Below are 26989 nucleotides of genomic sequence, written 5' to 3' on the forward strand. Positions count from 1 at the left end.
CGAGGCCCCGAGCCAAAATGGAGTTAAGAAATCACGGCAACCCCGCTATCAATAGCCGCCTGGGCGACGGCTTGGGGGACGCGCTCGCGCAGGCGCGGGTCGAAGGGTTTGGGGATGATGTAGTCGGGGCCGAATTCCAGCTTGTCGAGTTCATAGGCTTGCAGGACTTCCTTTGGCACCGGTTCGCGAGCGATGGTGCGCAGCGCCTCGACCGCGGCGATCTGCATCTCCTGGTTGATGCGCTTTGCTCGCACGTCGAGCGCGCCGCGGAAGATGAAGGGGAAGCCAAGCACATTGTTGACCTGGTTCGGATAATCCGAACGGCCGGTGGCCATGATCAGATCATCGCGCACCTTGAATGCCTGCGTTGGGCGGATCTCTGGAATGGGATTTGAGAGCGCAAAGACGATCGGCTTGGGCGCCATGGAGGCGAGCATGGCGTCGCTGACCAGATCAGGGCCGGAGACGCCGATAAAGACATCAGCATCCTGCATGGCGTCCGCCAGGCTGCGCTTGTCGGTCGGGTTGGCGATTTCGGCCTTGAAGGTATTGAGATCATCGCGCCCGGGGTGGATCACGCCCTTGCGGTCGAGGGTGAAGATGTTCTCAAGCTTTGCGCCCAAGCTCACCAGCAGATGAATGGCCGCGATGCCGGCGGCACCGGCGCCGAGGATGACGATTTTGGCCGCGGCCAACGTCTTGCCCTGCAATTCCAGTGCGTTCAGCAGTCCGGCAGCGATGATGATGGCGGTGCCGTGCTGGTCGTCGTGAAATACCGGGATGTCGAGGCGTTCAATCAGTCGCCGCTCGATATCAAAGCAGTGGGGTGCGGCGATGTCCTCGAGATTGATGCCGCCGAAGGTCGGGGCGATGTTTGCCACCGTTTCGATGAAGGCATCCGGGCTGTCGGCATTGACTTCGATATCGAAGCAGTCGATGCCGGCAAAGCGCTTGAACAACACTGCCTTGCCTTCCATCACCGGCTTGCCGGCCAGGGAACCGACATTGCCGAGGCCCAGCACGGCGGTGCCGTCGGTGATGACCGCAACCAGGTTGCCCTTATTGGTATAGCGGTAGGCGTCGGCCGGATCAGCATGGATGCGGCGCACAGGCTCAGCCACGCCTGGCGTGTAGGCTAGCGCAAGCTGATGCTGGGTGCTGGCCGGTTTGGTGATTTCGGTGGCAATTTTGCCGGGGATTGGCTCGGCGTGATAGGCGAGCGCCTCGGCGTTGATGTCGGCGTCTTGGGCGGCGGTGTCGGTCACGTTATTATCTCCGCTCGGTGGTATTTACGCGGCCTGTTCGAGGCTTTGTGCGTTTTGGATCAGAATTGTTGGATTGTTTGGTTTTTGGGGAATCGGGCGATTGGTTTGCAACAGCATCTCGACATGCTCCGGCATTGCGGTTGTGGCCCGATCAATGCAGTCCTCAACCGAATGTCCCGCGCCCGAGAATCCGGCGAGTTGCGGTGAAAAAAAGGTAAAGAAATCGGGCTCCAGCGTTGCCTCGATGATCAGAGAGTAGGGTAACTCGATCATTGGGTCACCTCATTTCAATGCCGGCGGCTTTGAGAATTGACCGGCAAGTGCCGGTGGGGATTTCTTTTGCTCCGTGATAATCAACGCGAATCAGGTTGTCGCAGCCATCCTTGGCGTAATAACGCACGGACCCCTTCTGTTTAATGAGACGGAAGCCGTTGCTTTCCAAGAGTCGGACCAATTCGCTGAACTTCACTTGATTTTGGGCAAAATAGAACGCTATAGGGCCTGGCCACCGGCTATGTCAGTGCAAAGAAGCGGACGCGGTTGGCTCGTCAGCGGAAGGCGTCTTACCCAATCCATGGAACCACTCGCGCCCGCGTTGGAAGACCACGTAGAGCATCGGGATCAGGAAGATACCCAGTACGGCGGCGGCGAGCATGCCGCCGAACACCGCCGTGCCCACGCCGCGCTGGCTGGCCTCGCCGGCGCCAGAGGCGATGACCAATGGGATGAGCCCTAGGATAAAGGCAAAGCTGGTCATCAGCACCGCGCGAATTCGCAAATGCGAGCCGTTGATGGCGGCTTGCTCGATGCTGCGCCCGGCTTTGCGCTCGGCCATGGCGAACTCGACGATCAGAATGGCGTTCTTACTCGCCAGGCCAATCAGCACCACGATGCCGACCTGGGCATAGAGGTCATTCGGCAGTCCGCTGATCCATAACGCCAGCATGGCGCCGAGCATGCCGACGGTGACCGACAACAGCACCGCCGCCGGCATCGACCAGCTCTCATAGAGGGCGACCAGGAACAGGTAGGCAAAGAGCACCGCCAGGCCCAGCACGATGGGCGTCTGGCCCCCGGCTTCCTTCTCCTGGAAGGCGGTGCCAGTCCATTCATAGGCATAGCCGGCTGGCAAGGTCTTGGCCGACAGGGTTTCCATTTCTTTCAACGCCTGGCCGGAGCTATAGCCAGGTGCCGGCTGGCCCTGAATGGTGACGCTGCGATAGTTGTTATACCGCTGGAGAATCTGCGGTGCCAGCAACAGTTCAGGGGTCATCAGGGCGCGGATCGGCACCATCTGGCCCTGTTTATTGCGCACATGAATGCGATAGACATCATCGAAGCGTTCGCGGTCACGTTGGCTGCCCTGGATTTGCACCTGCCAGACCCGGCCAAATTTGTTGAAGTCGTTCACGTAGTAGCCGCCAAGCGTCGACTGGAGCGCGAGGAAGATGTCGCTAATCGTCACCCCGAGCGTCTGGGCTTTCTGACGGTCGATATGCAGGAAGATCTGCGGGGTGCTGGTGGTCCAGGTCGAGAACACCCGCTCCAGGTCCGGTTGCTGGTTGGCAGCCACGATCATGGCGCGCATCGCCCCGGCGAGTTCTTCTGGTTTGCGCCCTTGCAAGTCCTGCAATTGATACTCGAAACCGCCGCCGGTGCCGAGTCCGATAATGGGCGGCAAGTTAAAGGGCATGACGCGCGCACCAGGGATGCCCGCGGTCTTGGTCGCCATGCGGTCGATGACGGCATTCACGCCCAGATCGGGCGAGGTGCGCTCTGAGAAAGGCTTGAGCCGCACCACCACTAGGGCGCTGTTCGACTGCACGCTGCCGTTCAAAATGCTGTAGCCGGGAACCGTGAGCAGATGCTTGACGGCCGGATCATCCTTCATGATGTCGACGATCTGCTGGCTGATGGCGATGGTGCGATTGAGCGAGGCCGCCTCGGGTAGCTGCACCTCGGCCATGAAGGCGCCCTGATCTTCTTCAGGCAAAAAGCCCGTGGGCGTGTGGGTGAACAGCCAGCCGGCGCTGAGCGCGATAACCGCCACCATGACCAGAACCATGATCGCGACCCGCACCAGCCGGGTGACGATGGACGAATAGCCATCCCGCACCCCGTCGATGGCGCCCATCATCCGCGCCATCAGCCCGCCTTTGCGATGGTGGGTCGGCTTGAGCAGCACCGCGCACAGCGCAGGCGATAAGGTGAGTGCGTTGACCGCCGAAATCAGCATGGAGAAGGTCACCACGGCGGCGAACTGCTGGAACAACTGCCCGGTGATGCCGGGGATGAAGGCCACCGGCACGAAGACCGACAGCAGCACCAATGTCACGGCAATGATAGGGCCGGTTATCTGCCCCATGGCTTTCTTGGCGGCGGCGCGGGGGTCGAGGCCTTCTTCCTCCATGACGCGCTCGACGTTTTCAACCACCACAATGGCGTCATCCACTACAATGCCAATGGCAAGAACGATGGCGAGCAGTGAGATGGTATTGGCCGAGAAGCCGATCATCAGCAAAAAGGCAAAGGTACCGACCAGGGCCACTGGAACAGCGACTAGCGGAATCAGGGTTGCGCGCCAACTGCCGAGGAAGATGAACACCACCAGGATGACCAGGGCGAAGGCCTCGAACAGTGTGTGAATAACATCCTCAAGGCTCGACTCGACAAAATCCGTGGTGTCGTAGACGATGTTGTAGTCCAAATCATCCGGGAAGCGCTTAGCGAGCTTATCCATCGCCGCATCAATGCCCTTGGCGACGGCAACCGCGTTGGCGCCCGGTGCCAGGTAGATGGCCATGGATGCCGTATCCTGGCCATCGAGCATACTGACGGAGTCCGACTGCTGTGAGCCAAGATCGACGGTGCCAATATCCTTGATCAGCACGGTGGAGCCATCCTGATTGGCGCGCACCACGATGTTCTCGAACTCGCTCGCGTCCGTCAGCCGTCCTTGCGTCTGCAAGGTGATCTGGAACTGCTGATCCGGCGTCATCGGCTGGGAGCCAATGCGCCCGACTGCGGCCTGCACGTTCTGCGCCTGGATGGCGTTGATCACGTCAGTCGGGGTCAGGGACAGCGCCGTCATGCGATCAACATTCAGCCAGATGCGCATGCTGTAGTTGAGCGGACCGAACTGCATCACCTCGCCCACACCGGGGACGCGCGCGAGGGTATCGATCAGGTTGATGGTGGCGTAGTTGCTCAGAAAGAGCCCGTCATAGGACTTTTCTGGCGAATAAAGCGCGATGACTTGCAGCATCGCGGTGGATTGCTTCTTGACGCTGAGCCCCTGGCGGGTGACTTCCAGCGGCAGTTGCGGCTCGGCAAGACTGACCCGGTTCTGCACATTGACGGTGTTGATATCCGGATTGGTGCCAAGCGCGAATGTCACATTGAGCGAATAGCTGCCGTCATTGGCGCTGGTCGACTTCATGTAGAGCATGTTGTCGACGCCATTGACCTGGGACTCGATCGGTTGGGCGACTGAGGACTCCACGACCGAGGCGCTGGCCCCCGGATAGGCACCGCTCACCGACACCTGGGGCGGCACGATGTCCGGGAACTGGGCGACCGGAATGCGGGTGATGGCAATGATCCCGGCGAGCGTCAGAACGACCGAAATGACGATCGACAGTCGCGGCCGGTCGATGAAGACGTCGGAAATCATAGCGCGTTGGCCTCGCTGTTCTGTTCCTGCTCGGCCTGGCCGTTCTGGTCGCCAGCATCGCCCTGATCGGCTTGGTCTGCTTGATTTTTCGTGCCGTCAGCACTGTCAGCACTGCCGGGGCTGGCGGCTTGGGTTTGCGTCCCAGGTTTGTCATCAGCCGCCTTGTCAGATGATGCCTTGTCGCTGTCATCCACTGTTGCCCCAGGCTTGGGCGCATCCTTGGGCGAATCCTTGGGTGCGTCCTTCGGCGTGTCCTTGGACTCGTCCGTGGATGCACCAGCGCCCGCGTCCTGATCAGCACCACCATCGCCGCTGTCGCCAGGCTCCTGCGGCGGACTGGCCTTCACCGGCTGGCCCGGACGGACTTTCTGAATGCCCTCGACGATCACCAACTCGCCTTCCTTCAGGCCCTTGGTCACCGCGACATCCGCGCCCTTGGTCGGGCCGGTCTCAATGCGGCGCACTTGTGCCTTGCTGTCTTCGTCGACCACAAAAATGTAAACGCCCTGCTGATCGACCTGAAGCGCGGCCTGCGGCACCACGACGGCCTCGTCTGGATCACCGAGCGCGAGGCTCAGATTGACGAACTGTCCATCGATCAGAATCCCCTTCGGATTGGCGAGTTCGGCGCGCAGGGTGACGGAATCCGTGGTCTCATTGGTGGTCACATCGACAAAGTCGAGCTGGCCGGTGTGGTCGTACTGGCTGCCATCAGGCAGTTCCACCTTCACTTTCACATCCTTAGCGTTGCCGCCACGGCCCTCGATCTCGCGGCGTGCCTCGAGCAGCTCGCGCTGAGTAACCGGAAACTGCACATAGATCGGGTCCTGACTGACCAGTGTCGCCAGCGGACCGGACGAGGGGGCGACCAGATTGCCGATGGTGTAATTGGCCAGGCCAATGCGCCCGGCAACCGGAGCGGTGATCTGGGTGTAGCCAAGATTCAGCTCGGCCGAGTTCAGCGCTGCTTTCGCCTGCTGAATGCTCGCCTGGGCGACGGATTCCGCCGCCTGGAGTTCATCCACCTTCGATTGCGCGATATTTTTGCTTTGCAGCAGTTCCTGGCCGCGCTTGAGCTGGGCGCTGGCGTTGAGTTCGCTTGCCTCGGCCGAGGCCACATCGGCCTGGCGCTGTTCCACCACCGCCTGGTACTGATCGGGCTCAATCAGGAAGAGCACCTGGTCCTTGTCAACACGGTCACCTTCCGTAAAGCGCCGCTCCTTAAGAAAACCCTCGACCCGGGCGCGCAGTTCCACCTTATTGATAGCGACCACGCGGCCGACAAAATTGGCCGAACCCTCGACCAGTTCCTTCTTGGCCGGCTCGGCCACCACCGAGGGCGGCGCAGGGGGCGGTGCTGGCGGCGCTGACTTGCTGCAGCCACCGAGCACCAAGCCCGCAAGCACGGCTGCCGGCAGCAAGCGCCAGCGCAAACTGGACGATTGATGGAAGCACCGGAGCGTCGCGACCGGCGTGATGTTGGAAAAATCCGTCGCCCAAGCTGCTTGCCGCATCGGGTAAACCTCTTAATGGTCGCTCAAAGCCAAATTGCGGTGGTCTCGATAACAGCCGAGATCACCCCAGATATCAGGATGGCGCTATGCTAAAGGAAATTGCGGCTTGATGCGCGTGGTTTGCTTACCATTGCAGGGTGTTTCGTCGCGCTCAACGACAAATATCCGCTACCCCAGGCTAACCACCGACGACTACTGCCTAAAGCCCTCAGACGACTAAAGGCTGACGACTGGAAAAGCATCCCAACATGGCAAGCGGCGGATTCATGGTGCAGCAACCAATCGACATTTTCTCTCACCGCAAACACTGGGCACACAAATTCGGCACCGCACCTGAGCTGCCCATGTCGCGTGCCGAGATGGACCTGCTCGGCTGGGACGCCTGCGATGTGATCCTGGTGTGCGGCGATGCCTATGTGGATCATCCCAGCTTCGGCATGTCCATTGTCGGCCGCCTGCTCGAAGCCCAGGGCTTTCGCGTCGGCATCATCGCCCAGCCTGACTGGACCAGCGCCAAGGACTTCAAGCGCCTTGGCCGCCCAGAGCTGTTCTTCGGCATCACCGCCGGCAACATGGACTCCATGGTCAACCGCTACACCGCCGAGCGGCGCAAGCGCTCAGACGATGCCTACACACCAGACGCCCAGCCCGACCGCCGCCCGGATCGCGCCCTCACCGTCTATGCCCAGCGTGCGCGCGAGGCTTACAAAGACGTTCCCATCGTGCTCGGTGGCATCGAGGCCAGCTTGCGCCGGGTGGCGCATTATGATTACTGGTCGGAGAAGGTGCGCCGCAGCGTGCTGGTCGATGCCAAGGCTGACATCCTGCTGTTTGGCAATGCCGAGCGTGCGCTGGTCGCCCTGGCACATCGGCTCGCGCGCGGCGAGCCGGTCGAGAGCATCCGCGATCTGCGCGGCACCGCTTTTATGGTGCGCGAACTGCCAGAGGACTGGGCACAGCTGGATGCCAGGATGCTGGATCAGCCGGGGCGGGTTGATCCGCACCCTGACCCTTATCGTGATGAGCCGCTTTGTTCGGGCCAAAAGAACTCTGGCAAAAACAATTCTGGCCGAAAAGATTCTGGCCAAAAAGATTCTAAACAGCAGGGTTCTGGACAGCAGGGTTCGGCTGATGCAGCCCCTTCGCAGCCAAAGCCACGCGTGGCTGTCGCGGCTGAAGCCGCTGCCACCCGGTGCGAATGCACCCTGGTGCAGCTGCCCTCTTATGAGCAGGTGCGCGCCGATCCGGTGCTCTACGCCCATGCCGCGCGGGTGTTTCATCTCGAGACCAATCCCGGCAACGCCCGAGCGCTGGTGCAGGCGCATGGGAATCGCCTGCTATGGCTGAATCCGCCACCCATTCCGCTCAGCACGCGCGAACTCGACCGCCTGTTTGAGCTGCCTTTTGCACGCCGCCCGCATTCGAGCTATGGCGCCGCGCGCATTCCCGCCTGGGAAATGATCCGCTTCTCGGTCAACATCATGCGCGGGTGCTTCGGCGGCTGCACCTTCTGTTCCATCACCGAACACGAAGGCAGAGTAATACAGAGCCGTTCACAGGAATCCATCCTCAAGGAGCTGGAAGACATCCGCGACCGTGCACCCGACTTCACCGGTGCCATCTCCGACCTCGGCGGCCCGACCGCCAACATGTGGCGCATGTCCTGCCGCAGCCCGGTGATTGCTGCTGCTTGTCGGCGGCTATCCTGCGTGCATCCGGACATCTGCAAGAACCTCAACGCCGACCATGGTCCGCTGATTGGCCTGTATCGCCAAGCGCGCGCGGTGCCCGGCATCAAACGCATTCTGATCGCATCCGGCCTGCGCTACGATCTCGCCGTGCGCTCGCCCACCTATGTGCGCGAACTGGTCACCCACCACGTCGGCGGCTACCTCAAAATCGCCCCCGAGCACACCGAGCCGGGGCCGCTGGGTAAAATGCTCAAGCCCGGCATCGGCAGCTTTGAGCGCTTCCGCGAGTTGTTCGAGCGCTACTCGCGCGAGGCCGGCAAGGAGCAGTATCTGATCCCCTACTTCATCGCCGCTCATCCTGGCACCAGCGATGAAGACATGCTCAATCTCGCCCTCTGGCTCAAGCGCAACAATTTTCGCCTTGACCAGGTTCAATCTTTCCTGCCTACGCCCCTGTCGCTCGCCACTGCCATGTACCACAGCGAGCGCAATCCACTGAAAATCATCACCCCGGATTCCGAACAGGTGCTAGTGCCACGCGGCCAGCGCCAGCGCCGCCTGCACAAGGCGTTCTTGCGCTATCACGACCCCGACAACTGGCCACTGCTACGCGAAGCCCTGACCCGCATGGGCCGCACGGATTTGATCGGCAACGGCAAGCGCCATCTCATCCCGACCTTTCAGCCAGCAGGGACGGGTGGAGTGCCAAGGGCGTCCGCCTCGCCACGCAGCCAGGGATCTGCTCGGCGCCGACAGCCCGAGCGACGACGGTAACTGCCACTTGCGCCGCACCTTTCGCGGTCATGCAAAGGACGGAAAAGAGGATCCAGCCCCAGCGCATACCGCCATCTGTCAGGCCAAGCTTGAGTCCGACAGGCCAGCCCCACTCGAAGATTCCAGCGATAATCAGGTAAAGCCAAGCCATCTTTTTAGGGAGCCTCTCTTATTGCGAGGCTCACTCAGCGTTACCCTGAATCTCAAGGCGATTCTGCTGGGTTCCCGGTGCTAGATGGTGAAACTTGCCATTAGCTGTTGAGCCTAAACTGCTGAAGCTGGTCACGCAGCACCTGGGCGAGTTCCTTGAGGTGCTCGGTAGCCTCGGACATGCGCTCGGCACCGTTGGATGTCTGGTCGGCGACCTGGCTGATGTTGACAATGTTGCGGTTGATCTCCTCGGCCACGGCGGACTGCTCTTCCGAGGCGCTGGCGATCTGTTGGTTCATATCAGTGATGGTGCTGACCGCATCGGTAATGGTGTCGAGTCCGGCACCGGCCTCAACTGCCTTGGCAACCGATGCCTGGGCTTGCGTTTGGCCGTGTTCCATGGCCGCGACCGCTTCCTTGGCGGCAGATTGCAGCCGCTGGATCATCTGCTGGATTTCGTCGGTGGAACTTTGGGTGCGGCTGGCAAGGCTGCGCACCTCGTCGGCAACCACTGCGAAGCCCCGGCCCTGCTCGCCAGCGCGGGCCGCCTCAATGGCGGCATTGAGCGCGAGCAGATTGGTCTGCTCAGCCACGCCTTTGATGACATCCACCACGGCGCCGATCTGCTCGGCGTCATTCTCCAGGCGGGAGATGACTTGCGAGGCGGTTTCGATGTCGTTGGCAAGCTGTTCAATGGATGACATGGTTTCTTGCACGATGGCCTTGCCGCGGCTGGACTGGCCATCGGCATCGCGCGCAGACTCGGCGGCGGAGGCGGCGTTGCGCGCGACCTCCTCGACCGTAGCGGTCATTTCATTCATGGCGGTGGCGACCTGATCGGTCTCCGCCTGCTGCTGGCGCACGCCAGCATGGGTCTCATTGGTGATTTGGCTGACCTGGCGGCTAGCGCTGTCGAGTTGCTCGGCCGAATGGGCCACCTCGGTGACCAGCCCCTGAATGCGGGCGATGAATTCGTTAAAGCCTTCTGACAGGCGTTGCATTTCGCGGTTGTTCTGTGCTGGCAGACGGAAGCTCAGGTCGCCGCTTTTCTGGGCCTCAAGTAGCGCATCGACTGCGGTGTCGATGGGGCGCGAAACCATGCGATAGCTCAGCCAGCCGATCAGGCCGATAATGAAGCCGCCGGCAATAATGACCAGCGCGATCAGCAAGAAAATTTTGTTGCGCGTTTGGGTGCGTGATTCAGTCAGCGGGCGAATAATCTCGAAGGCGCCATGCATGTCGCCCAAGCGCTTGCCATCCATGCGGAAGCCGGTGATGTCGGTGCCGTCCGTGGTGCCCCAGATTTGCTCGCTGCGCGCCGGGTCGCCGTGGCACAGCAGGCACATGTGACTTAAGTAAACGGGGCGAAAATAACGCACGGCGTCGCGTTCTTCGTCGACGACGAAATGCTCTTCCACATCGGGGTTTTCGCGCAGATAGGCGAGAACCTCGGCTTCCACCGCATCGGGCTCGTTCTCGTCATTACGAGCATTAGGCCTGGGAGTGCGGAACTCAAAACCGCCAGCATCGGCCTTGGACTTGGCGGCCTCCCATGCGGTGATGACGGGGATTGTGGCAAAGATCTTTTTCCAGCGCTCATCTTCGGACAAGTCAGTGGACTCATGGATTTCGCGCAGTTTCTCGGCCGTGAACAGTCCCAGGCCCCATTTCTCGTCCATGTTCTCGCGCATGGATTCGGTCAGGAGCAGCAGGTTGCGGGCGGCATGAACCTCGCTTGCGACGGTTTGATTTAATTCGTCCTTGGAGTAGATCACAAGTGCGACTGCGGCAACCACAATGAGAATGGCTGCGGTCGCGGCCAGAATACGAAAGCCGACGCTGTTAAATGCTTTCACGGCGAGCTGTTCCTGCGCGATGCGTTAGATGAAAAGCCGAGTGGACCGAGTTGCAACCGAGGGACTTCAGGGACGCATCGCCGGGGCATGGGGCGCGCAATCCTTAGGGACCACCTGAAGTGACGCAGCCGCGACCGGAAGAGTCGCGATAATTTTTGCGGCAATTGGCCAAGGCTATGCATTCGCGCGGCGGCCGTCAAGTCGCCCGCGCGTGAGCTCGCGGTAACGCACTTGTTTTGCTTGCGGCGATGATCCTGACAATCGCGGCAATTAGGGATCACCGAGTGGCACTTGCCGTCTTCCGCCTGGGGTGTTGCACCGCCTGAAGTCTTGATCAAGACCGCGCGGCCTGAGTGGAAATCACCCATCCCGTGACCGGCTCGCGCAGAGATCATGGACGAAAATCCGGGCCATTGCATCTGCCTGCGCCATCTTTACTGATGTTTGCTCTGGGATCTGCCCTGGGGTCTGCTCGGGCATCCCGCTGGCGGCAACGGATTGGATATCGGATTTCAGGGCCTGCGCCTGCTCCACCACATAGCGGTGATGGGTAAAGAGGATCACCTGGGTATGGGCGGAGAACTCGGCCAACGCGCTTAAGGTGGCGCGGGAGCGGCGATCGTCGAATTGCACCAGGATGTCATCGACGATCAGCGGCAGCGGCTCGGCGCGGCTGGCGCGCTGTTCGAGCGTGGCCAGACGCAGTGCCAGGTAGAGCTGATCGCGGGTTCCGGTGCTCAGGGCGTCGACCCCCAGGCGCTCGCCACTGGCTCGGCGCGCCACCAGCACCGGCGGGTCGCCCTGGTCGAAGTCGATTTCCACCGCGCTGAAGGCGCTTTCGGTCAGCTGCGCGAAATACCGCGCGATGAGCGGCAGCAGCGGGTCACGATGGCGCTCGGCAAAGCGGTCGCGGGCATCTTGCAGCAAGTGCGCGGCAAAACGGCGTTCCAGCCACTGACGCGCGAGCCGCTTGATGCGCGCGCGTGATTGAGCAACCTGGGTGGCCAGATCGGCAGCCTGGGCGCTGCCATCCATGGCGGCAAGGACCTGCTGCGCGCAGAGCTTGTGCTCGATGGCGGCGCGCTCACGCGGGCGCAGGTCCATGCTGAGCTGTTGTTCGAGGGCGATGAGTTCGGCACTCAGGGCATCGCCTGCGAGCGCTTGGGCTTCGGTGCGCAGATCGGTTAGCGGGCGACCATCGCCAGCTTCGCGCAGTTCGGCCTGCACGACGGTGAGCTCTGACTGGCATTCCTGCTGTTGGCGCGCGCGCGCTTCGATGTCGGGCAGATCCTCGGCGGCGGAACAGCCAGCGATCTCGCACAGTGCCTGCAATGCGGCGCGGGCGCCGGCCTGGGCATCCTCAATGCGGGCCATATCCTGCTCGGCTTGCTGGTGCTGGCTGTTGAGTTCGTCGCGGCGGCTGCGTGCCGCGCGCTCCCGGGCCAGGCGCTGGCGCAGTTCGGCCAGAGCCGGTTCCAGCTCGGGTTCCCGCTCGATTTCCAGCGTGGGTTCCGGTTTGGCCTCAGGGACCGCTTGCGCTGCGCCTTCGGGCAGAGCCGACGTCAGGCGCGCGAGCAAGGCGCGGGCGCTGTGCGCGAAGGCGCGGGCATCGGCGTCGATGGCCTGAATGCGCGCATTGAGCCCGGCGTGGCGGTCGAGGGCGGCGAACAGCTCGCTGAGGCGCTCGAAGTCCTCGGCCACCGCCTCGGCATCGCGCGCGCCTGGCAGCTTCAGCTCGGCGAGCAGAACCTGCCAGCGCGCTTGCCAGTCGGCAAGCTGTTGGTCGGCGGCGGTACTGTCGGCGTGCAGTTGCTGCTGGCGCACGCGCTGCTCTTGGCAGGCGTCGCGCAAGCTGGCATGCTCGCGCGCCTTCTTTTGCAGCTTGGTGAGGGCGCGCTCGGTCTGCTGCAACAAGGGCCCGAGGCAGGCTTGGCTCGCGCTGGCGGGATCGCTGGGATCCTCCAACTCCTGATTGTCCAGTTCGTCGCTGTCCGCTGCTGCGGGCAGGTCACTGTGCTCGCCGACGCGCTCAAGGCTCTGTGCCAGCCTTTGTATCAGCCGCGAGCGCTCCTGCTTGAGGGCATCCAGGCGGTGCGCCAAATTCTCCCGCTGCTCAGCCTGTTCGATCAGCGGGCGCACTAGGGCGCGCCAGTCGCGCATGGCGGCTGGGGTAGCGGGCTTGCTGTCTAGCACGGCCCAAAGTGCCTGCCATTGCTGGTCGAGCGCAGCGGCCTTCGCATCGCAAGCGCTGGACTCGCGCACAAGTTTGGCCTCCTCGGCCTGAGTCTGTTCGAGCCGCGCCTGGATACTGGCCTGCTCATGCACGTTGGCGGCCTCGCGCCTGAGCCGATCGGCAATGCGGTCGGCGGCACCTTGGCTGGTCTCGAAGCGCTCGGGCAGTGGTGCCTTGCCGCCTTCGGCATCTGGCGGCGCCGGCGTGTTGCCGGTATCTGTGGAGGTGTCTTTAACGGGATTGTTGACAGTATCAGCGCCAACATCCCCACCAACATCCCCACCAGCATCCCCACCAGCATCCCCAGCAGTATTCTTGCCGCTAAAGCACGAGGTCTTGATGCATTGCCACAAGGCTTCCCGCTGGGCACGCGCCTCGGCAAGCTGCGCTTCGGTGGGTATTTCTCCGCCCAATTGCAGGGCACGCAGACGTTCGCTCGAACGCGCCTGTTCGGCACGGGTGTCGCTGAGCGCGTTGGCGATGCGCTCGGCTTGTTGCGCTAGGTCTTGCTCGCGCTCGATGAAGGTCTGAATTTGTGCTTCGCTCGGCAGGGCAGCGCGGCACAGGGCCGACAGGTCGTGTGGCCAGAAGCCGGCGGCAGCCAGGCTGCGCTCGGCCTGGCGTTGGGTGTTGACCTGCTCGTCTGTGACCTCGGCGATGTGGCGATCAAGATCGCCGGCGCGGCGGGCAGCGGTGACGGCGTCCTCCAAGGCTTCGGTGGGGGGCGGCGCTGGGCAGGCGGCCAGGTGCGCCTCGCGCTGGGCCAATTGCTGTTCGAGATCGCGCAGAGATTTCTGCGCGAGGGTGGCGGCGGTTTTCAGTCGGGCGCCCTCGGCGGCCAGTTGCTGAGTGGCGCGCTGGCGGGCGAGCAGCGGGCGCAAGGTCTCAGCCTGCTCCAGTGGCAGATCTGGGCGAGCCATGGCCAGGATGCGCGCGGCTTGATCGCGCTCGGTGTCGCGCTCGGCCAGAAGCCCGGGACGGTCGCGGGCGGCTTTGCGAAAGCCGCCGAGCGCTTCGGTCAAGGCCTCGATGGCCTCGGCCTCGGCGAGCAGGCGGTCGTCGACCGGCTGCTCGGCAATCTGCTGGCGCAGGCGCGCAAGCCGGGTTTCCAGGGTCGCGCGTTGAACGGCGCTATCTTGTAACTGGCGCTCAGCCTGCTGGCGGCGCTGGCTGAAGTCCTCGGGCAGGATGGGGACATCAGCCAAGGCGGCGAGCTGGGCCTTGAGTTCGTCCAGGCGCGCCAGTCTGGGCTGAGTGCGACGCACGCGTTCAAGCTGGCTGCGGCGGGTCTCGGCGTGCAGGATGTCTTGGGCGAGTTGGTCGAGCTCCTGCCTGGCCTCGTTCAGGCGCTGTTCGGCCTCGGCCCAGTCGCGCGCGGTAAGACCAGCGGTTTTGAGGTCGCGTTCGAGCTCGCGGTGGCGGGCCAGTTCTTGGTTGAGTAACGGCTTTTTGGTTGCCTGGGGGCGGAATAGCGCATTGGCCTCGCTGTCGAGCTGCTGGGCCAGACCGCGCAGATTCAGCCGCCCCATACCGGCGCCAAACAGGGCATCGGCCGCAGCGCCGCGTTCGGCGAGCAGTTCCTCGCCACCGCTAACCAGAGTCTGGTGGTCGATGCCGAACAGGCGGCGAAAGGTCTCGGCATCGACGCCGCCGAGCATGGCCTGAAGCTGGTCCTCAGCCATGCTGCTGTTATCCGCGCTGCCGTCGGGCGCGAGCAGGGTGTTCTTGCGGCCCTTGCGGCGGTAGCCCTGCCATTCGTGCCCATCGCTGGCCCGCAGGCGCGCGCCAATGCGCAGGTCGCGTGAGCCGTGGATAAAGTCATCCCGGGTGCGCTCGGGAATGCCAAACAGCAGGCCATGCAGGGCGCGCAGGGCGGAGCTTTTGCCGGCCTCGTTGGGGCCATGGATGATATGCAGCCCCTCGCGACCGGCGCTCAGGTCGAGTCGGCAGTCGGTGAAGGGGCCGAAGGCTTGCAGATGGAGGTCGAGCAGGCGCATGCGTGGGTCGCTTTACTGTGAATCACACGGGTTCATTATCCGGGGTGGTCGGGACCATGAACGTTAGCGCGGATTGGATTCGGGCTCGCCTTGCAGGCGCTCGAGCAGCAGAGCGTGGGCATCGCGCAGGCACTGATGCAGGTCGCCATCCTGGCGGCTCAGGCTGGTGAAACTGAGATCGAGCGGGTCGTTCTCATTGGCCAGACTGGCCGGGAGTTTGCGCTCAAGGTCTGCGATGTCTTCAAACATTGCGGTGGTAAGAGATGTCGGCTCTTGTGATGTCGCATCGAGCAGGCTCTCAGGGTTTGCGAGGGCCTCGAGTAGCGGGCTAAGCGCGGACTCATCGGACTTTTCGGCCCCGGTGGCGGCGCGGGTCGCGCGCTCAGTGGCGATGATGAGCTTCTCGATCCATATCCCGCGACCGCCGCATTCGAGCGCCAGGATGCGACACTGGTTGAGAAATTCTTCGGCGCGGGCACGCAGCGCTCCATCATGGCAGGTGCTGCCATGCAGGCGCAGGCGCACCGCAAGCAGCCGGCCATCGGCAGCATCCAGTTCGGCGCGCAGGGCGGCGGCAATGCGCTCTTCGAGCCCGTCGCGCCCCAGTTGGTCATCGACGGCAATCTCGCACAGCGCCCAGCGCATGGCATCGAGCGGCTGATGCTCGACCGCCTGCACCCGGGCGTTGTCGATGCGAACAAGGGTAGCGCCCTTCACGCCAGTCTCGCGCGCATGGCGGCCCTGGAGATTGCCGGAAAAGACCACCCAGGGGTCTTCACTCACCACCTCGCGCTGGTGCACATGGCCTAGTGCCCAGTAGTCGTAGCCGAGGCGCTGCAAGTCATCAAGCCGACAGGGGGCGTAGCTGGCATGACCGGGGCGACCGTCGAGCGAGGTGTGCAGCAGGCCGATGTTAAACAAGCCCGCTTCGGCTGGCGGATAGGCACGGGCCAGGTTCTGCTCGACCTGGCGACTGGGATAGCTCTGGCCATGAACCATCAGCCCGGCCGATTCCAGCGGAATACTTGCCGGCCGGCGGCTGGGGAATAGATGCACATTATCTGGCAGGCGCAGCTGGCGGCTGATCTGGCTGGCTGCATCATGATTGCCCTGGACCATAAACACCGGAATATCCGCCTGTTTGAGCCGCGCCATCTGCCCGGCAAAGAAGAGCCCGGTGTTATAGTCGCGCCAGTCGCCGTCGTAAATGTCCCCGGCCAACAGCAGGGCATCAACGAATTCGGCCAGCGCCAGGTCGACTAAATTTTCGAGCGCGCGGCGGGTGGCGCCGCGGATGTCCTCCACGGGCGCACCCTCATAGGCTTCGAGCCCGGTCAGCGGGCTGTCGAGATGCAGGTCAGCGGCGTGGAGGAAGCTCGGCATGGCGTGTGCCTGATTTTATACCGAAACCCTTTGAGATTTCGGCTCGTCTTGGGCCGGGTAGCGGCCCAAAACCTAAAACCAGTTTGCGGTTGGTATCCTCAGTTAAGCATTTCGGGGTGTTGCAAGAAAAGCCTGTCACTATCGCGACGCTCAGTGTAACAAATCCATGGCTGCTGCAAAGCCGCCGCTGATCGCCGATGCTGCGCGCAAAGGTGACTATCGCAACCAAGACCCCGATAATAGATACTGATGGCGGTCTTTACCCTGAAACAGCCACTTTATTCTCCAGAGTGGCGGGGACCATGAGCGTTAGTCATGACTGATCGAGTCTCAGGCTCAGGAGCCTAAACAATGCAACAGCAGAATTTCCCATCGGGCGCAGCAGCGCCCAAAAACGCCCTGCGCCTGAAAGAGAGCGCGGCAAAAGTCGTCAAACTCTACGATCCGCGCACCTGGAAGGAGAAAGGACTCTGGTGGACCGCCGGACTCCTGCTGCTAACCGGCGCGGTCATCATGGTGTTGGTCGGCATTTACTGGTCGCGCAGCCCAGGGATGTTTGATGTCGAGCAGTTTGCACTGGAAAAAGCCGACGGCGACAAAACAAAACTGGTGCCCGGTTATGTCATGACAGCCACCGCGATTGGCATTGGCGAGACCCTGCTCGACAAGCCCGGCGGCTACATCACCAATGACAAGATCCCGCCCGGTCTGTATCTGGACAACATCAAGAACTGGGAATTTGGCGCCCTGACCGAACTGCGCGACCTGGTGCGCGCGCTGCGCAATGATTTCAGTCGTTCCCAAACCCAGTCGACCGAAGACAAGGACTTACAACTCGGCGAGCCCCAGTTCCATTTCAATTCGGACTCCTGGATTTTGCCCTCCACAGAGTCAGCCTATCGTGACGGCACCAAGTACCTCTACCGTTACCTGGACCGCTTGGCTGATGATCAACAGTACGACGGTCAGTTCTTTAGCCGCGCGGACAATCTCGCTGCCTATCTGGCGGTGGTCGAAAAACGCCTGGGCAGTTTCGCGCTGAGACTGGCGGCCAATGCTGGGGAGATGCGCCACGATATCGATCTTGCAGGCGACCCAAACGCATCCAAGTCCACAGCGACCCCCTCTGAGACGCTGGTCAAGACATCCTGGTGGGAAATTGACGATATTTTCTTCGAGTCGCGCGGCTACTGCTGGGCACTTTTGCACACACTGAAAGCGGTGCAGGTTGACTTCAAGCAAGTACTCGAGGGCAAGACGGCTGAAGTATCCTTGCGCCAGATCATCCGCGCACTCGAGAACACCCAGAAGCCCGTCTGGAGCCCGCTGATCTTAAACGGCACCGGCTTTGGCCCCATGGCCAATCATTCGCTGGTGATGGCGTCTTATATCTCACGCGCCAACGCGGCCATTATCGATCTGCGCAATCTGCTTGAGCAGGGTTAGCTGCCATCTCGAGCATAACCTGAACATTTTCGCACTCCTGTAACGAATCGGCTGCGAAACAAACTGACTGAAGCTGTTAAAATGGGCGGCTTTGCGCTTTTTCGCGGCTTTTTTTCGCCAATTTGGCTTGCTGCTAACCGCCCTTCCCTGCCGGGATGCCAGCTGCGAGTGCACGCCTTGCAATGACCTGAATCCTGACCCTATGCCTAACTCCATGCCGGCCGCCGAGAAGCTAACCCCACAGTCGCGACTGAGCCCCCACACCCATCAGCGTGGGCTAGATAAGGTCGCGCGCATTCCGGTGAAGGTCGAGTCGGGCGCATCCTTGCGCAAGCCGGCCTGGATTCGGGCTAAGGCGCCGCTCGGAGCCGGGGTGGCGCGGATCAGGCGGTTACTTCGCGATGCTGAACTGGCAACCGTGTGCGAAGAGGCCCAGTGTCCGAATCTGGGTGAGTGCTTCGCGCATGGCACGGCCACTTTTATGATTCTGGGCGATATCTGCACGCGCCGGTGCCCTTTTTGCGATGTAGCCCATGGCCGACCGCTACCGCCGGATGCAGAAGAACCAGCGCGTCTGGCCGAGGCAATCGCGACCATGGGGCTGCGCTATGTGGTGATCACCTCGGTGGATCGTGACGATCTGCGCGATGGTGGCGCTGGGCATTTCGCTGACTGCCTGCGCGCCATCCGCGAGCGCGCGCCGGCCACCCGAATCGAAGTGCTAGTGCCTGATTTTCGCACGCGCGAGGCGGTGGCACTGGAGCACTTCCGCGGCGATTCGGTGCCCGATGTCTTCAACCATAATCTGGAAACGGTCCCCAGGCTCTATGCACAGGCCCGTCCGGGAGCCAGTTACCAGGGCTCACTCGACCTGCTGCGTGCGTTCAAACAGCGCCATCCGCAGGTGCCGACGAAATCCGGGCTAATGCTCGGACTGGGCGAGACGCGCGAGGAGGTGCTGGCGGAAATGCGCGATCTGCGCGCGCATGACTGCGACATGCTGACCATTGGCCAGTATTTGCAGCCAAGCGCTGAGCATCTGCCCGTGCGCGAATACTGGACGCCCGATGCCTTTGGCGCACTTGAGGCCGCAGGCAAGGCCATGGGCTTTTCCGCTGTTGCCGCAGGCGCCATGGTGCGTTCCTCTTACCATGCCGACCGCCAGGCACACGGCCTGGTCGGCACCGTCTAACAGGCCCCAGAAATCGCCCCAAAACCTAGCCCCAAATCTAGCCCCAGAACCAGTCCCGCTAATGACTCATGTCCATTGAGCTTAAGACCTACGTCTTCATCGACTCCTTGCAGCCGCAGCTCGCAGCCTATATGGGCAGTGTTTCCCAGGGCTTTTTGCCGGTGCCGGGCGATGCCTGTCTGTGGCTCGAGGTCTCCCCCGGCATGGCCATCCATCGGCTGACGGACATTGCGCTGAAAGCCACCCGGGTTCATCTCAGCCAACAGGTGGTCGAGCGCGCTTACGGCACCATGGTGATTCATCAGCGCGACCAGAGTGATGTGCTCGAGGCCGGGCGCACGGTATTGAATCGCCTTGGCGTGGGAGAAGACGACCGCCAGAAATGCCAGGTGGCATGGACCGAGATTATCCGCGCGGTCACGCCAGATCATGCAGTGCTGATCAATCGCCAGAACCGCCGCGGGTCGATGATTCTGCCCGGACAAAGCCTGTTTATTTTGGAGACCGAACCAGCGGGCTACATCGTCTATGCCGCAAACGAGGCCGAAAAAGCCGCCAATGTGACTTTGGTCGACGCACGCGCGGTTGGTGCCTTCGGCCGCCTGACCATGGCCGGACGCGAGGCCGATGCCGACGTGGCCGCAGCAGCGGCGGTCAATGCGGTCGAGAGCCTAAGTGGGATAATCCGCTAGGCCCCGGCCGCTAGCAGCAAAAAGGCGGCAAGCCGGGTTGTCGGTTTCGTTCCAGAAGGGATAGCCCAGTTCCCGCAGGCTGCGCTCGAACTCGGCGCCTTCGGCCTCTGGCACCTGAATGCCCATCAATACCCGACCGTAGGCCGCACCATGGTTGCGGTAATGGAACAGACTGATGTTCCAGCGTCGGCCCAGGCTGGATAAGAAGTTCAGCAGCGCGCCAGGACGTTCGGGAAACTCAAAGCGCACCAGGCGCTCGTCTGTCAGTCCAGGTGCATGGCCGCCCACCATAAAGCGAATATGCAACTTCGCGGTCTCGTTTTCGCTCATATCGAGCACGCTGAAGCCTTTCTTCTCTAGGCGCTCGGCCAGGTCACACCGCTCCTGCGCACCGCCGCCGAGCTCAATGCCGACAAACACCTGGGCCTCTTGGGCATCGTTGTAGCGATAATTGAACTCGGTAATCTGGCGTTTGCCAATCGCCTTACAGAAGCCGAGAAAACTGCCGGGCCGCTCGGGAATGCCGACGGCGAACAGTGCCTCGCGACGCTCACCGAGTTCAGCGCGCTCGGCGACATGGCGCAGGCGGTCGAAGTTGATATTGGCGCCACTTTCAATGGCAATGAGATGCTCGTCGCGCAGGCCGTAAACTTCCACATAGCGCTTGAGCCCAGCAACCGCCAAGGCGCCGGCGGGCTCGGCAATGCCTCGAGTATCGTCATAGATATCCTTAATGGCGGCGCAGATTTCGTCGGTGTCGACTAAAATCACCTCATCCACGCATTCACGCGCTACCCGAAAGGTCTCGCTGCCAATACGCCGCACCGCCACGCCATCGGCGAACAGCCCAACCTCGGGAAGATCGACAGGTTTACCGGCGGCAAGGGCCTGATGCAGGGTCGCTGCTTCAGCCGGCTCGACGCCAATCACCAGCACCTCCGGGCGCAGGTATTTCACATAGGCGGCAATACCCGCGATCAACCCCCCACCACCGACGGGCACGAAGATGGCCGCCGGTGGGTCCGGGTGCTGACGCAGCAGCTCCATGCCGATGGTGCCCTGACCGGCGATCACTTCTGGGTCATCGAAGGGGTGGATAAAGGTCAGACCGCGTTCTTCGGCCAGCTCAAAGGCATGAGCGCAGGCCTCGTCGTATGAGTCGCCATGCAGGAGTGCGCGCCCGCCGAGATTGCGCACGGCCTGAACCTTAATAGCCGGCGTGGTGCGCGGCATCACAATGGTCGCCTCAGCCCCGAGCCGCGCCGCACCGAGCGACACCCCCTGGGCGTGATTGCCAGCCGAGGCGGCAATCACCCCACGGGCAAGCGCCTCGGGCGTAAGATGGCGCAGTTTGTTGTAAGCCCCGCGCAGCTTGAAGGAAAACACCGGCTGCAAGTCCTCACGCTTGAGGAACACCTGATTGGCCAGACGGCGCGAGAGCAGGGGCGCGGGGCTCAGTGGGGTTTCTACCGCGACCTCATAGACGCGGGCTTTGAGGATACGTTCGATATAGCGATGGGGCATGCGGGAACCAGAAGTGACGCTAAGCGCGGGGATTGTCTCGATGATAGAAGATCAGGTCGGGGTTGGAGTCGCTCTGTTATGATCCACACATGATATCCAGATTAGGCAATACTCACGGCCCCAGCCGACCCGGAGGATAAAGGCTGCGCTTCCATGACAAGGCGCACGGCTTAGAGAATGCGCGCGGCTTGGCCTTTGCCCGGGCACCATCATCCTTAAACCATTACCTTTCAATCATCATCTTACCCCAGGAGCTTGAGCCCCATGACTCAGGACGAACTGAAAAAACAAGCCGCCGAGGCCGCCCTTTCCTATGTGCAGGGTGGCGTGATTGGCGTTGGCACCGGCTCGACCGTGAACCACTTTATCGATTTTCTCGCCCAGATCAAAGGCCGGTTTGAGGGCGCAGTCTCGAGTTCCGAGGTCTCAAGCGAGCGACTGAAAAGCCACGGCATACAGGTGTTTGATCTCAACAGCGCCGGCGACCTGTCGCTCTATGTCGATGGCGCCGACGAGGCCAACGGTCGCCTGCAACTCATCAAAGGGGGCGGCGGCGCACTGACGCGCGAGAAAATCGTCGCTGCCGCCAGCGAGACCTTTGTCTGCATTGCCGATGAAAGCAAGCGTGTCGATGTGCTCGGGGCCTTCCCGCTGCCGGTAGAAGTCATTCCGATGGCACGCAGTTATGTGGCGCGCGAGTTGGTCAAGCTCGGTGGCACACCGGTGTGGCGCGAGGGCTTCGTGACCGACAACGGCAATGCCATTCTAGACATTCAGGGCCTCGAGATTCAGGACCCCGCAGCCATGGAGCAGCAGATCAATAACATCGCCGGTGTGGTGACCGTAGGTCTGTTCGCCCTGCGTGGAGCCGATATGCTGATTCTGGGCTCGCCCAATGGGGTCAATATCTACGAGCCCTGATCGCATAAGCCACTACTCTAACTCTTGCGCCTAATCTTCTCGCGCCTAATCTCGTCTTGCGCCTAATCACGCGGATTCATTGTCCCGGGTGGCCCAAACCCTGAGCCTTGGCCAGAAAACAGGCGGTCAGGGCGTCCAGGCTCAGGCGGATTCGGTCGCCGATTTGGTACTGGCGCGGCGTGAGCGGCCGCTGCTAGTGTCCTTATCGGCGCCGGCATTATCCTGCGGCTTGTCAGCATCGGCTGCACTCTCGGGTGTTCCAGGGCTTTCCTTCAGCGTCACTGTCTCCTCGAAGTGGCGTCCATCGTAGCTCAGGCGTTGCAGTTCGGCCGAGTCGCAATGCACCAGCTTGCCGTTGATCTCGGCGCCCATGGCCATTTCCAGCAACTGGTAATACAGGGTGCCGGTGACGCGCGCATGGGCTCCGAGTTCGACCCGGTCGCGCGCATGCACATCGCCCACAATGCTACCGTCGGTAATGAGCTGCTCGACTTTGACGTCGCCTTCGATGGCGCCCTGCTCACTAATGATCAGCGTGGCATTGGTTTCTGCTTCTGCGGTGACCTCGCCCTTGATCTTCCCGTCGAGGTGGAGCGCGCCCGAGAATCGGACATGGCCCTCAATGACGGTACCCTGTCCAATAACAGTCACGACCTTGGGCGGCTTCACTCTACGAATGCGTGCCATGAAACGAACCTCCTGGTTCTGGTTTTGAGACATTTTTTTGAAAAACACTGCTATCTCGCATCAATTAGCGCGTGGTGGTATTTGGCATTTCGCTCGTCTGGGGTTGTTACCCAATCGACATAGAATTTCAGGATGAGGCTCTTAGTCTCTGCCAGCCCGGAGAATAAAACCATGTGATTCACGACAAAACGACAACTCATTCGCACCAGCTATATGGTGCAGCTCTGGTTCGGCTGTTTAATCTGGCTCTTCGCTCAATTTCCATTCAAACTGCCGCCGTGCTCCACCTTTGGCCTTGTCGTCCGGCACCACGATCACCAGTAGTTCCTCGGGGAGAAAGTTTTGCGGTAATTTGATTGTGCCGTCAATTTCCTGGAAATGCCGGAAGCCGAGCCGGTGCCCGTCGTCGCCGTTTTCGGTCAGTTCTGACAGGCTGAAGTAGCGCTCCTGGTCGTCAATGGTGCCGCGTAACTGCATGCGCACCTGGCCGGTCAGCATGTCTTCGTCGGCATTGGTGCGCGAGACCTTGAACCAGTAACGCACGCTGCCCTCGCCCTCACTCGACAAGGCCAGATCGCTGATGGTGATGGGGCCGTCGTCGCCGCCGAAGAGCTGCGTTAAAAAGGCTATTTGCGAGCGCAGTTTGGCGTTTTCGCTCTGGAGCTGACGAATTTCGTCTTGTGCCTGGCGCACTGCCTCGCTTTGCGCCTGACGATCCTCGCTCAGACTTTGCAGTCGTTGTTCGAGTTCGGCGGTTTCATCCGCAAGTGTCGCACGATTCTGTTCGATGCTGTCCAGATCAGATGGCTTTACCGGCTCGTTCGCTGGAGCTGGCACCTTGATAGAGGTCGGCTGTTCACGGGGAAGATCGAGCGCCAGATAGCCCCAACTGCCAAGCGCCACGACCAGTAACACTAGCAACAGGCCTAGCCGTCCGGTCGGGCGGGAATCGATAATATGGGGTTGGCGAATTCGACGTACCTTGACCTGTCCCATGCCTTTTCGCATCCGCACTCTAAACTCTATAAAAAAGGGTGATTATCCTCAATCACCTGGATTCATTTTCCGGTATCGTCGCAGCTAGGCGCGTTACCGTGAAACAGCAACTTCATTGTCCGGGGTGGCCGGAACCATGAGCGTTAGGATAGACGCCTTTGCAAACCGGCGCAGCCGTTTTTGTGCTTGAGCGCAGCTTGGCTATACTCTGCCACGTCCAATGACTATCAGCATCCGCTCCCAGGCGGGGAGAATTCATGCCCGATCAACCATCACAATCCAAGCCGCCGGCCACCAGCCCCTCGACCGGCAACGGCCAGCCTGCTCAGCGCAACATCAGCGCCGTGGCCGCCGATCTTGCCATTCAGCAAGAAAATGAAGGCCTGCGCCTTGCCTTACGCGAGCAGGAGCGCATCGTCGAGGAACTGACCAACGAATGCCGCCGACTGGAAGACCGGCTCGAGGATCGGTATCAGGACATCGACGCCCTGCGGCGCGAACTCGACCGTGGCGAGCGAGCGCTCAAGCAGGCCGAGGAGCGCCCCTCGCAGCTTGTGGGCGACACCGCCACGCCCGCTGCCGGTGCGCCAGAGGCGCAAGCAGCAGCGGACGCAGAGGATAGCAAAAAGTCCACCGCCAAGTCTGCGGGCGCCAAGGGCAGCCCGCTCAGTTTTGCCGCCGGACTGCTTTCCGGGGTGGTGCTGGCAGCAGGCACGGTGACCGCCTTGTGGTTCGCCGGCCTGATGACGCTGACAGGCCAGAAAGCGATATCGCCACAGATTGCCGAGCCCGCGCCACCGTCCCGACCGCCAGCAACGCCAACAGCGCAGACGCAGACCACGGATGACGCGCCAAGCAATACAGCGACCCCCATCGCCAAGCCCAATCCGGCAGGAAATGCCACGGCGGGCAGACCCGATCCGGGAACGGATGTATCGCAGGGGACGACCGGGATTGTTTCTGAAAATCAAACGCCTGCGGATGCAGATCGCGCCTCGGGGCCGGCGTCGTCCGAGCCCCTCAGCGGAGATTTGCGAGTGCCCGCCGAGCCCGTTGCCGGCACTCACACAGATGTTTTTCTGGTCGGGGACACGACAGCACCAGAAATGGTGGCGCTCAAGCCGAGCGAATTCATGATGGGTAACCCGGTCGGCATGGCCGATAGCGATGCTCGACCAGTCCACAGAGTCAGCCTCGATGGTTTCATGATCGGCGCACGCGAGGTGACATTCAGCGACTATGACCGTTATGTGCGCGAGACCGGCGCGCGGCGGCCACAGGATTATGGCTGGGGACGGGGGTCGCGCCCGGTCATCGATGTGTCCTGGGACGATGCCATGGCCTACGCCAAGTGGCTTGGCAAAAAAACCGGGCAGCCCTACCGCCTGCCAACCGAGGCCGAATGGGAATACGCGGCGCGCGGCGGCAGCACCTCATCGTTCTGGTGGGGCATAGGTTCCCCGGCAAGTCGCGCGCTCTGCGTCAATTGCGGGACCCGCTGGGATCAGATATCCACCGCACCGGTAGGCAGCTTCCCGCCCAACCCCTTCGGTCTTTATGATACCGCCGGCAATGTTTATGAATGGACGACAGACTGTTACCACCACAGCTATCAGGGCGCTCCCAGTGACGGCAGTGCCCGCAGCGACCCGGGATGCGCGTCGCGCGCGGTGCGCGGTGGTAGTTTCAAGTCTCCGGCAGGGGCCATGCGAAGTCACGCGCGCAACCGCTTCTCCGCCGATGCGCGAGCGGATATGCTTGGCTTTCGTGTCGCCCGCGATCTCACCCCGCCGGCGCAGGCCCCAGATCAGGCCCCAGATAACGACTAAATGCCAAATAGCCCCGGAGTTTCAAGCGCTGCCGCCCACAGCATCAACCAGACTGGTCATTGACTATTCGCGCCCGCCTGAGCGGGCGCTAGGATAGCCGTTAGCAAACCTCAGCCGTTCTCAAGCAGCATACGCAGGTCAATGACTGCGGCATTGGCGCGCGAGATGTAGGACGCCATCACCAGCGAGTGATTAGCCAGCAAGCCATAGCCGTGACCATTGAGGACCATGGGGCTCCATTTGCGCATCGCCGCGCCACGCAGATCGCGCATGATTTGCTCAACTGAAACTGTGGCGTTCTTGCCCTTTAATACCGATTCAAAATCGACCGAAATGGCCTGAATCATGTGCAGCAGCGCCCAGGTGTAGCCGCGGGCTTCGTAAAAGATATCGTCCACCTCAGTCCAGGCCGTTGCCTCTAGGATCTGGGCGCCACCCTCGGTGAAGGCAGCGGTCAGCTCGGCATCGTTTACGCTGGCGCTCAGGCGCTGTGCATAGCTGCCGAGACGCTTTTCCACCACCATCAGATAGGCGCGCAAGTTGTCTGCACGAGTATAGAAACGCGCGGTCTGGTCGGTACCGGCAATCAGGGCCGCGCGATACTCCTTGAGTGCATTAATGCCGTCGCGGTACTGGGACTCGGTCGAGGGCAGCATGTAGGAATTGGAGTCGAAGTTAAAATCGGAATCTGCGAGTTTCAGCTGATTGTTTTCAATCGACTGGGTCTGGGAACGGCTAAAGTCATTACGCAGCGAGCGGACGGAGTCGCGCAGCTCAGTCAGGGCGCCATATTCCCAATTGGGCATGTTGTCTATCAAGATGCCGGGCGGGGTAATGTCGTTGCTGATATAGCCACCGGGCTTTTCGAGCAAGGTTTCAGCGACATTAATGGCCGAGGAGACGGTGGCGACTCCCGGAGTCTTGAGCGCCTCCTTGATATCCATGCCCTCGATTTGGATCTGGCTGATATCAAAGGTTTCAGGCTGCCGCGACCAGTAGACGCCAAGACCGACGATGGTTGCCATCGACAGCACCACCAGCACAGCGATGATGCGGCCGACAGGCCATTTGCTGCGGGTCGATGACGTTGTGTTTGACTGCTCGTCCGAGCGGCCGGCGGAGGTTTCCTTGGTCACAATGAGCACCTCGTTTTGGATAAAATGAAC

The 26989-nt window shown here is 61.6% G+C and carries 18 protein-coding genes; 6 read left to right on the forward strand and 12 right to left on the reverse strand.

Translation table 11 applies throughout. The features are described from left to right. Positions 1-23 precede the first annotated feature (23 nt). The 5 genes from Thiofri_RS21125 to Thiofri_RS21145 are packed head-to-tail and all read right to left on the reverse strand — an operon-like array spanning position 24 to position 6452. Positions 24-1265: a malic enzyme-like NAD(P)-binding protein gene (locus Thiofri_RS21125; RefSeq protein ID WP_009148125.1), complete on the reverse strand. Its 1242-nt coding sequence runs from the start codon at positions 1263-1265 to the stop codon at positions 24-26. Positions 1266-1289: 24 nt separating this feature from the next. Further along, entirely contained in the window at positions 1290-1538 is a 249-nt protein-coding gene (locus Thiofri_RS21130; RefSeq protein ID WP_009148126.1) for a type II toxin-antitoxin system HicB family antitoxin, read from the reverse strand. A 4-nt stretch (positions 1539-1542) separates the two neighbouring features. Next, entirely contained in the window at positions 1543-1734 is a 192-nt protein-coding gene (locus tag Thiofri_RS21135; RefSeq protein ID WP_009148127.1) for a type II toxin-antitoxin system HicA family toxin, read from the reverse strand. Between the two features lie 48 nt (positions 1735-1782). Beyond that, positions 1783-4938 carry an efflux RND transporter permease subunit gene (locus tag Thiofri_RS21140; RefSeq protein WP_009148128.1) on the reverse strand — a complete coding sequence of 1052 codons (3156 nt, stop codon included), beginning with the start codon at positions 4936-4938 and terminating at the stop codon, positions 1783-1785. Then, entirely contained in the window at positions 4935-6452 is a 1518-nt protein-coding gene (locus tag Thiofri_RS21145) for an efflux RND transporter periplasmic adaptor subunit (protein WP_009148129.1), read from the reverse strand. Before Thiofri_RS21145 ends, Thiofri_RS21140 begins: the two co-directional genes overlap by 4 nt. Positions 6453-6718: 266 nt before the next feature. Between Thiofri_RS21145 and Thiofri_RS21150 the strand changes: the two genes are divergently transcribed. Further along, positions 6719-8917 carry a YgiQ family radical SAM protein gene (locus Thiofri_RS21150; RefSeq protein WP_009148130.1) on the forward strand — a complete coding sequence of 733 codons (2199 nt, stop codon included), beginning with the start codon at positions 6719-6721 and terminating at the stop codon, positions 8915-8917. 251 nt (positions 8918-9168) lie between these two features. Here the strand turns inward: Thiofri_RS21150 and Thiofri_RS21155 are convergent, their stop codons facing one another. The 3 genes from Thiofri_RS21155 to Thiofri_RS21165 form a co-directional block, all read right to left on the reverse strand. After that, positions 9169-10923 (reverse strand): methyl-accepting chemotaxis protein, encoded by a 1755-nt coding sequence (locus Thiofri_RS21155; RefSeq protein WP_009148131.1) that lies wholly within the window; start codon positions 10921-10923, stop codon positions 9169-9171. 360 nt (positions 10924-11283) lie between these two features. After that, on the reverse strand, positions 11284-15153 hold the full coding sequence (locus Thiofri_RS21160; RefSeq protein ID WP_009148132.1) for an ATP-binding protein: 3870 nt from the start codon (positions 15151-15153) through the stop codon (positions 11284-11286). Between the two features lie 63 nt (positions 15154-15216). Continuing rightward, complete coding sequence (locus Thiofri_RS21165) at positions 15217-16536, reverse strand: metallophosphoesterase family protein (RefSeq protein WP_009148133.1); 1320 nt, start codon at positions 16534-16536, stop codon at positions 15217-15219. A gap of 351 nt (positions 16537-16887) precedes the next feature. Here Thiofri_RS21165 and Thiofri_RS21170 point away from each other — a divergent pair, with 351 nt between their 5' ends. The 3 genes from Thiofri_RS21170 to Thiofri_RS21180 all read left to right on the forward strand — a co-directional run bounded on the left by Thiofri_RS21170 (position 16888) and on the right by Thiofri_RS21180 (position 19866). After that, positions 16888-17982, forward strand: coding sequence for a DUF2333 family protein (locus tag Thiofri_RS21170; protein ID WP_009148134.1), 1095 nt, complete (start codon positions 16888-16890; stop codon positions 17980-17982). Positions 17983-18184: 202 nt separating this feature from the next. Then, positions 18185-19174 carry a lipoyl synthase gene (gene lipA / locus Thiofri_RS21175; protein WP_255324716.1) on the forward strand — a complete coding sequence of 330 codons (990 nt, stop codon included), beginning with the start codon at positions 18185-18187 and terminating at the stop codon, positions 19172-19174. 68 nt (positions 19175-19242) lie between these two features. After that, positions 19243-19866: a bacterial microcompartment protein gene (locus tag Thiofri_RS21180; protein ID WP_009148136.1), complete on the forward strand. Its 624-nt coding sequence runs from the start codon at positions 19243-19245 to the stop codon at positions 19864-19866. Here Thiofri_RS21180 and ilvA read toward each other — a convergent pair. Continuing rightward, a complete protein-coding gene (gene ilvA / locus Thiofri_RS21185) occupies positions 19846-21390 on the reverse strand; it encodes a threonine ammonia-lyase, biosynthetic (protein WP_009148137.1) in 1545 nt (514 codons plus the stop codon). The genes Thiofri_RS21180 and ilvA overlap by 21 nt on opposite strands. A gap of 264 nt (positions 21391-21654) precedes the next feature. On the opposite strand from ilvA, the gene rpiA reads away from it, so the two are divergent. Continuing rightward, positions 21655-22311 carry a ribose-5-phosphate isomerase RpiA gene (rpiA, locus tag Thiofri_RS21190; protein ID WP_009148138.1) on the forward strand — a complete coding sequence of 219 codons (657 nt, stop codon included), beginning with the start codon at positions 21655-21657 and terminating at the stop codon, positions 22309-22311. A gap of 141 nt (positions 22312-22452) precedes the next feature. Here rpiA and Thiofri_RS21195 read toward each other — a convergent pair whose 3' ends face one another. Together Thiofri_RS21195 and Thiofri_RS21200 are read right to left on the reverse strand one after the other, a co-directional pair. Next, positions 22453-22998: a bactofilin family protein gene (locus Thiofri_RS21195; protein ID WP_009148139.1), complete on the reverse strand. Its 546-nt coding sequence runs from the start codon at positions 22996-22998 to the stop codon at positions 22453-22455. A 237-nt stretch (positions 22999-23235) separates the two neighbouring features. Beyond that, positions 23236-23994: a DUF6776 family protein gene (locus Thiofri_RS21200; protein ID WP_040855652.1), complete on the reverse strand. Its 759-nt coding sequence runs from the start codon at positions 23992-23994 to the stop codon at positions 23236-23238. 257 nt (positions 23995-24251) lie between these two features. On the opposite strand from Thiofri_RS21200, the gene Thiofri_RS21205 reads away from it, so the two are divergent. Beyond that, entirely contained in the window at positions 24252-25823 is a 1572-nt protein-coding gene (locus Thiofri_RS21205; protein ID WP_009148142.1) for an SUMF1/EgtB/PvdO family nonheme iron enzyme, read from the forward strand. 110 nt (positions 25824-25933) lie between these two features. Here the strand turns inward: Thiofri_RS21205 and Thiofri_RS21210 are convergent, their stop codons facing one another. Continuing rightward, complete coding sequence (locus Thiofri_RS21210) at positions 25934-26959, reverse strand: DUF2333 family protein (protein WP_009148143.1); 1026 nt, start codon at positions 26957-26959, stop codon at positions 25934-25936. Positions 26960-26989 lie beyond the last annotated feature (30 nt).

The organism is Thiorhodovibrio frisius (assembly GCF_033954835.1).
In the GTDB taxonomy this organism is placed as follows: Bacteria; Pseudomonadota; Gammaproteobacteria; order Chromatiales; family Chromatiaceae; genus Thiorhodovibrio; species Thiorhodovibrio frisius.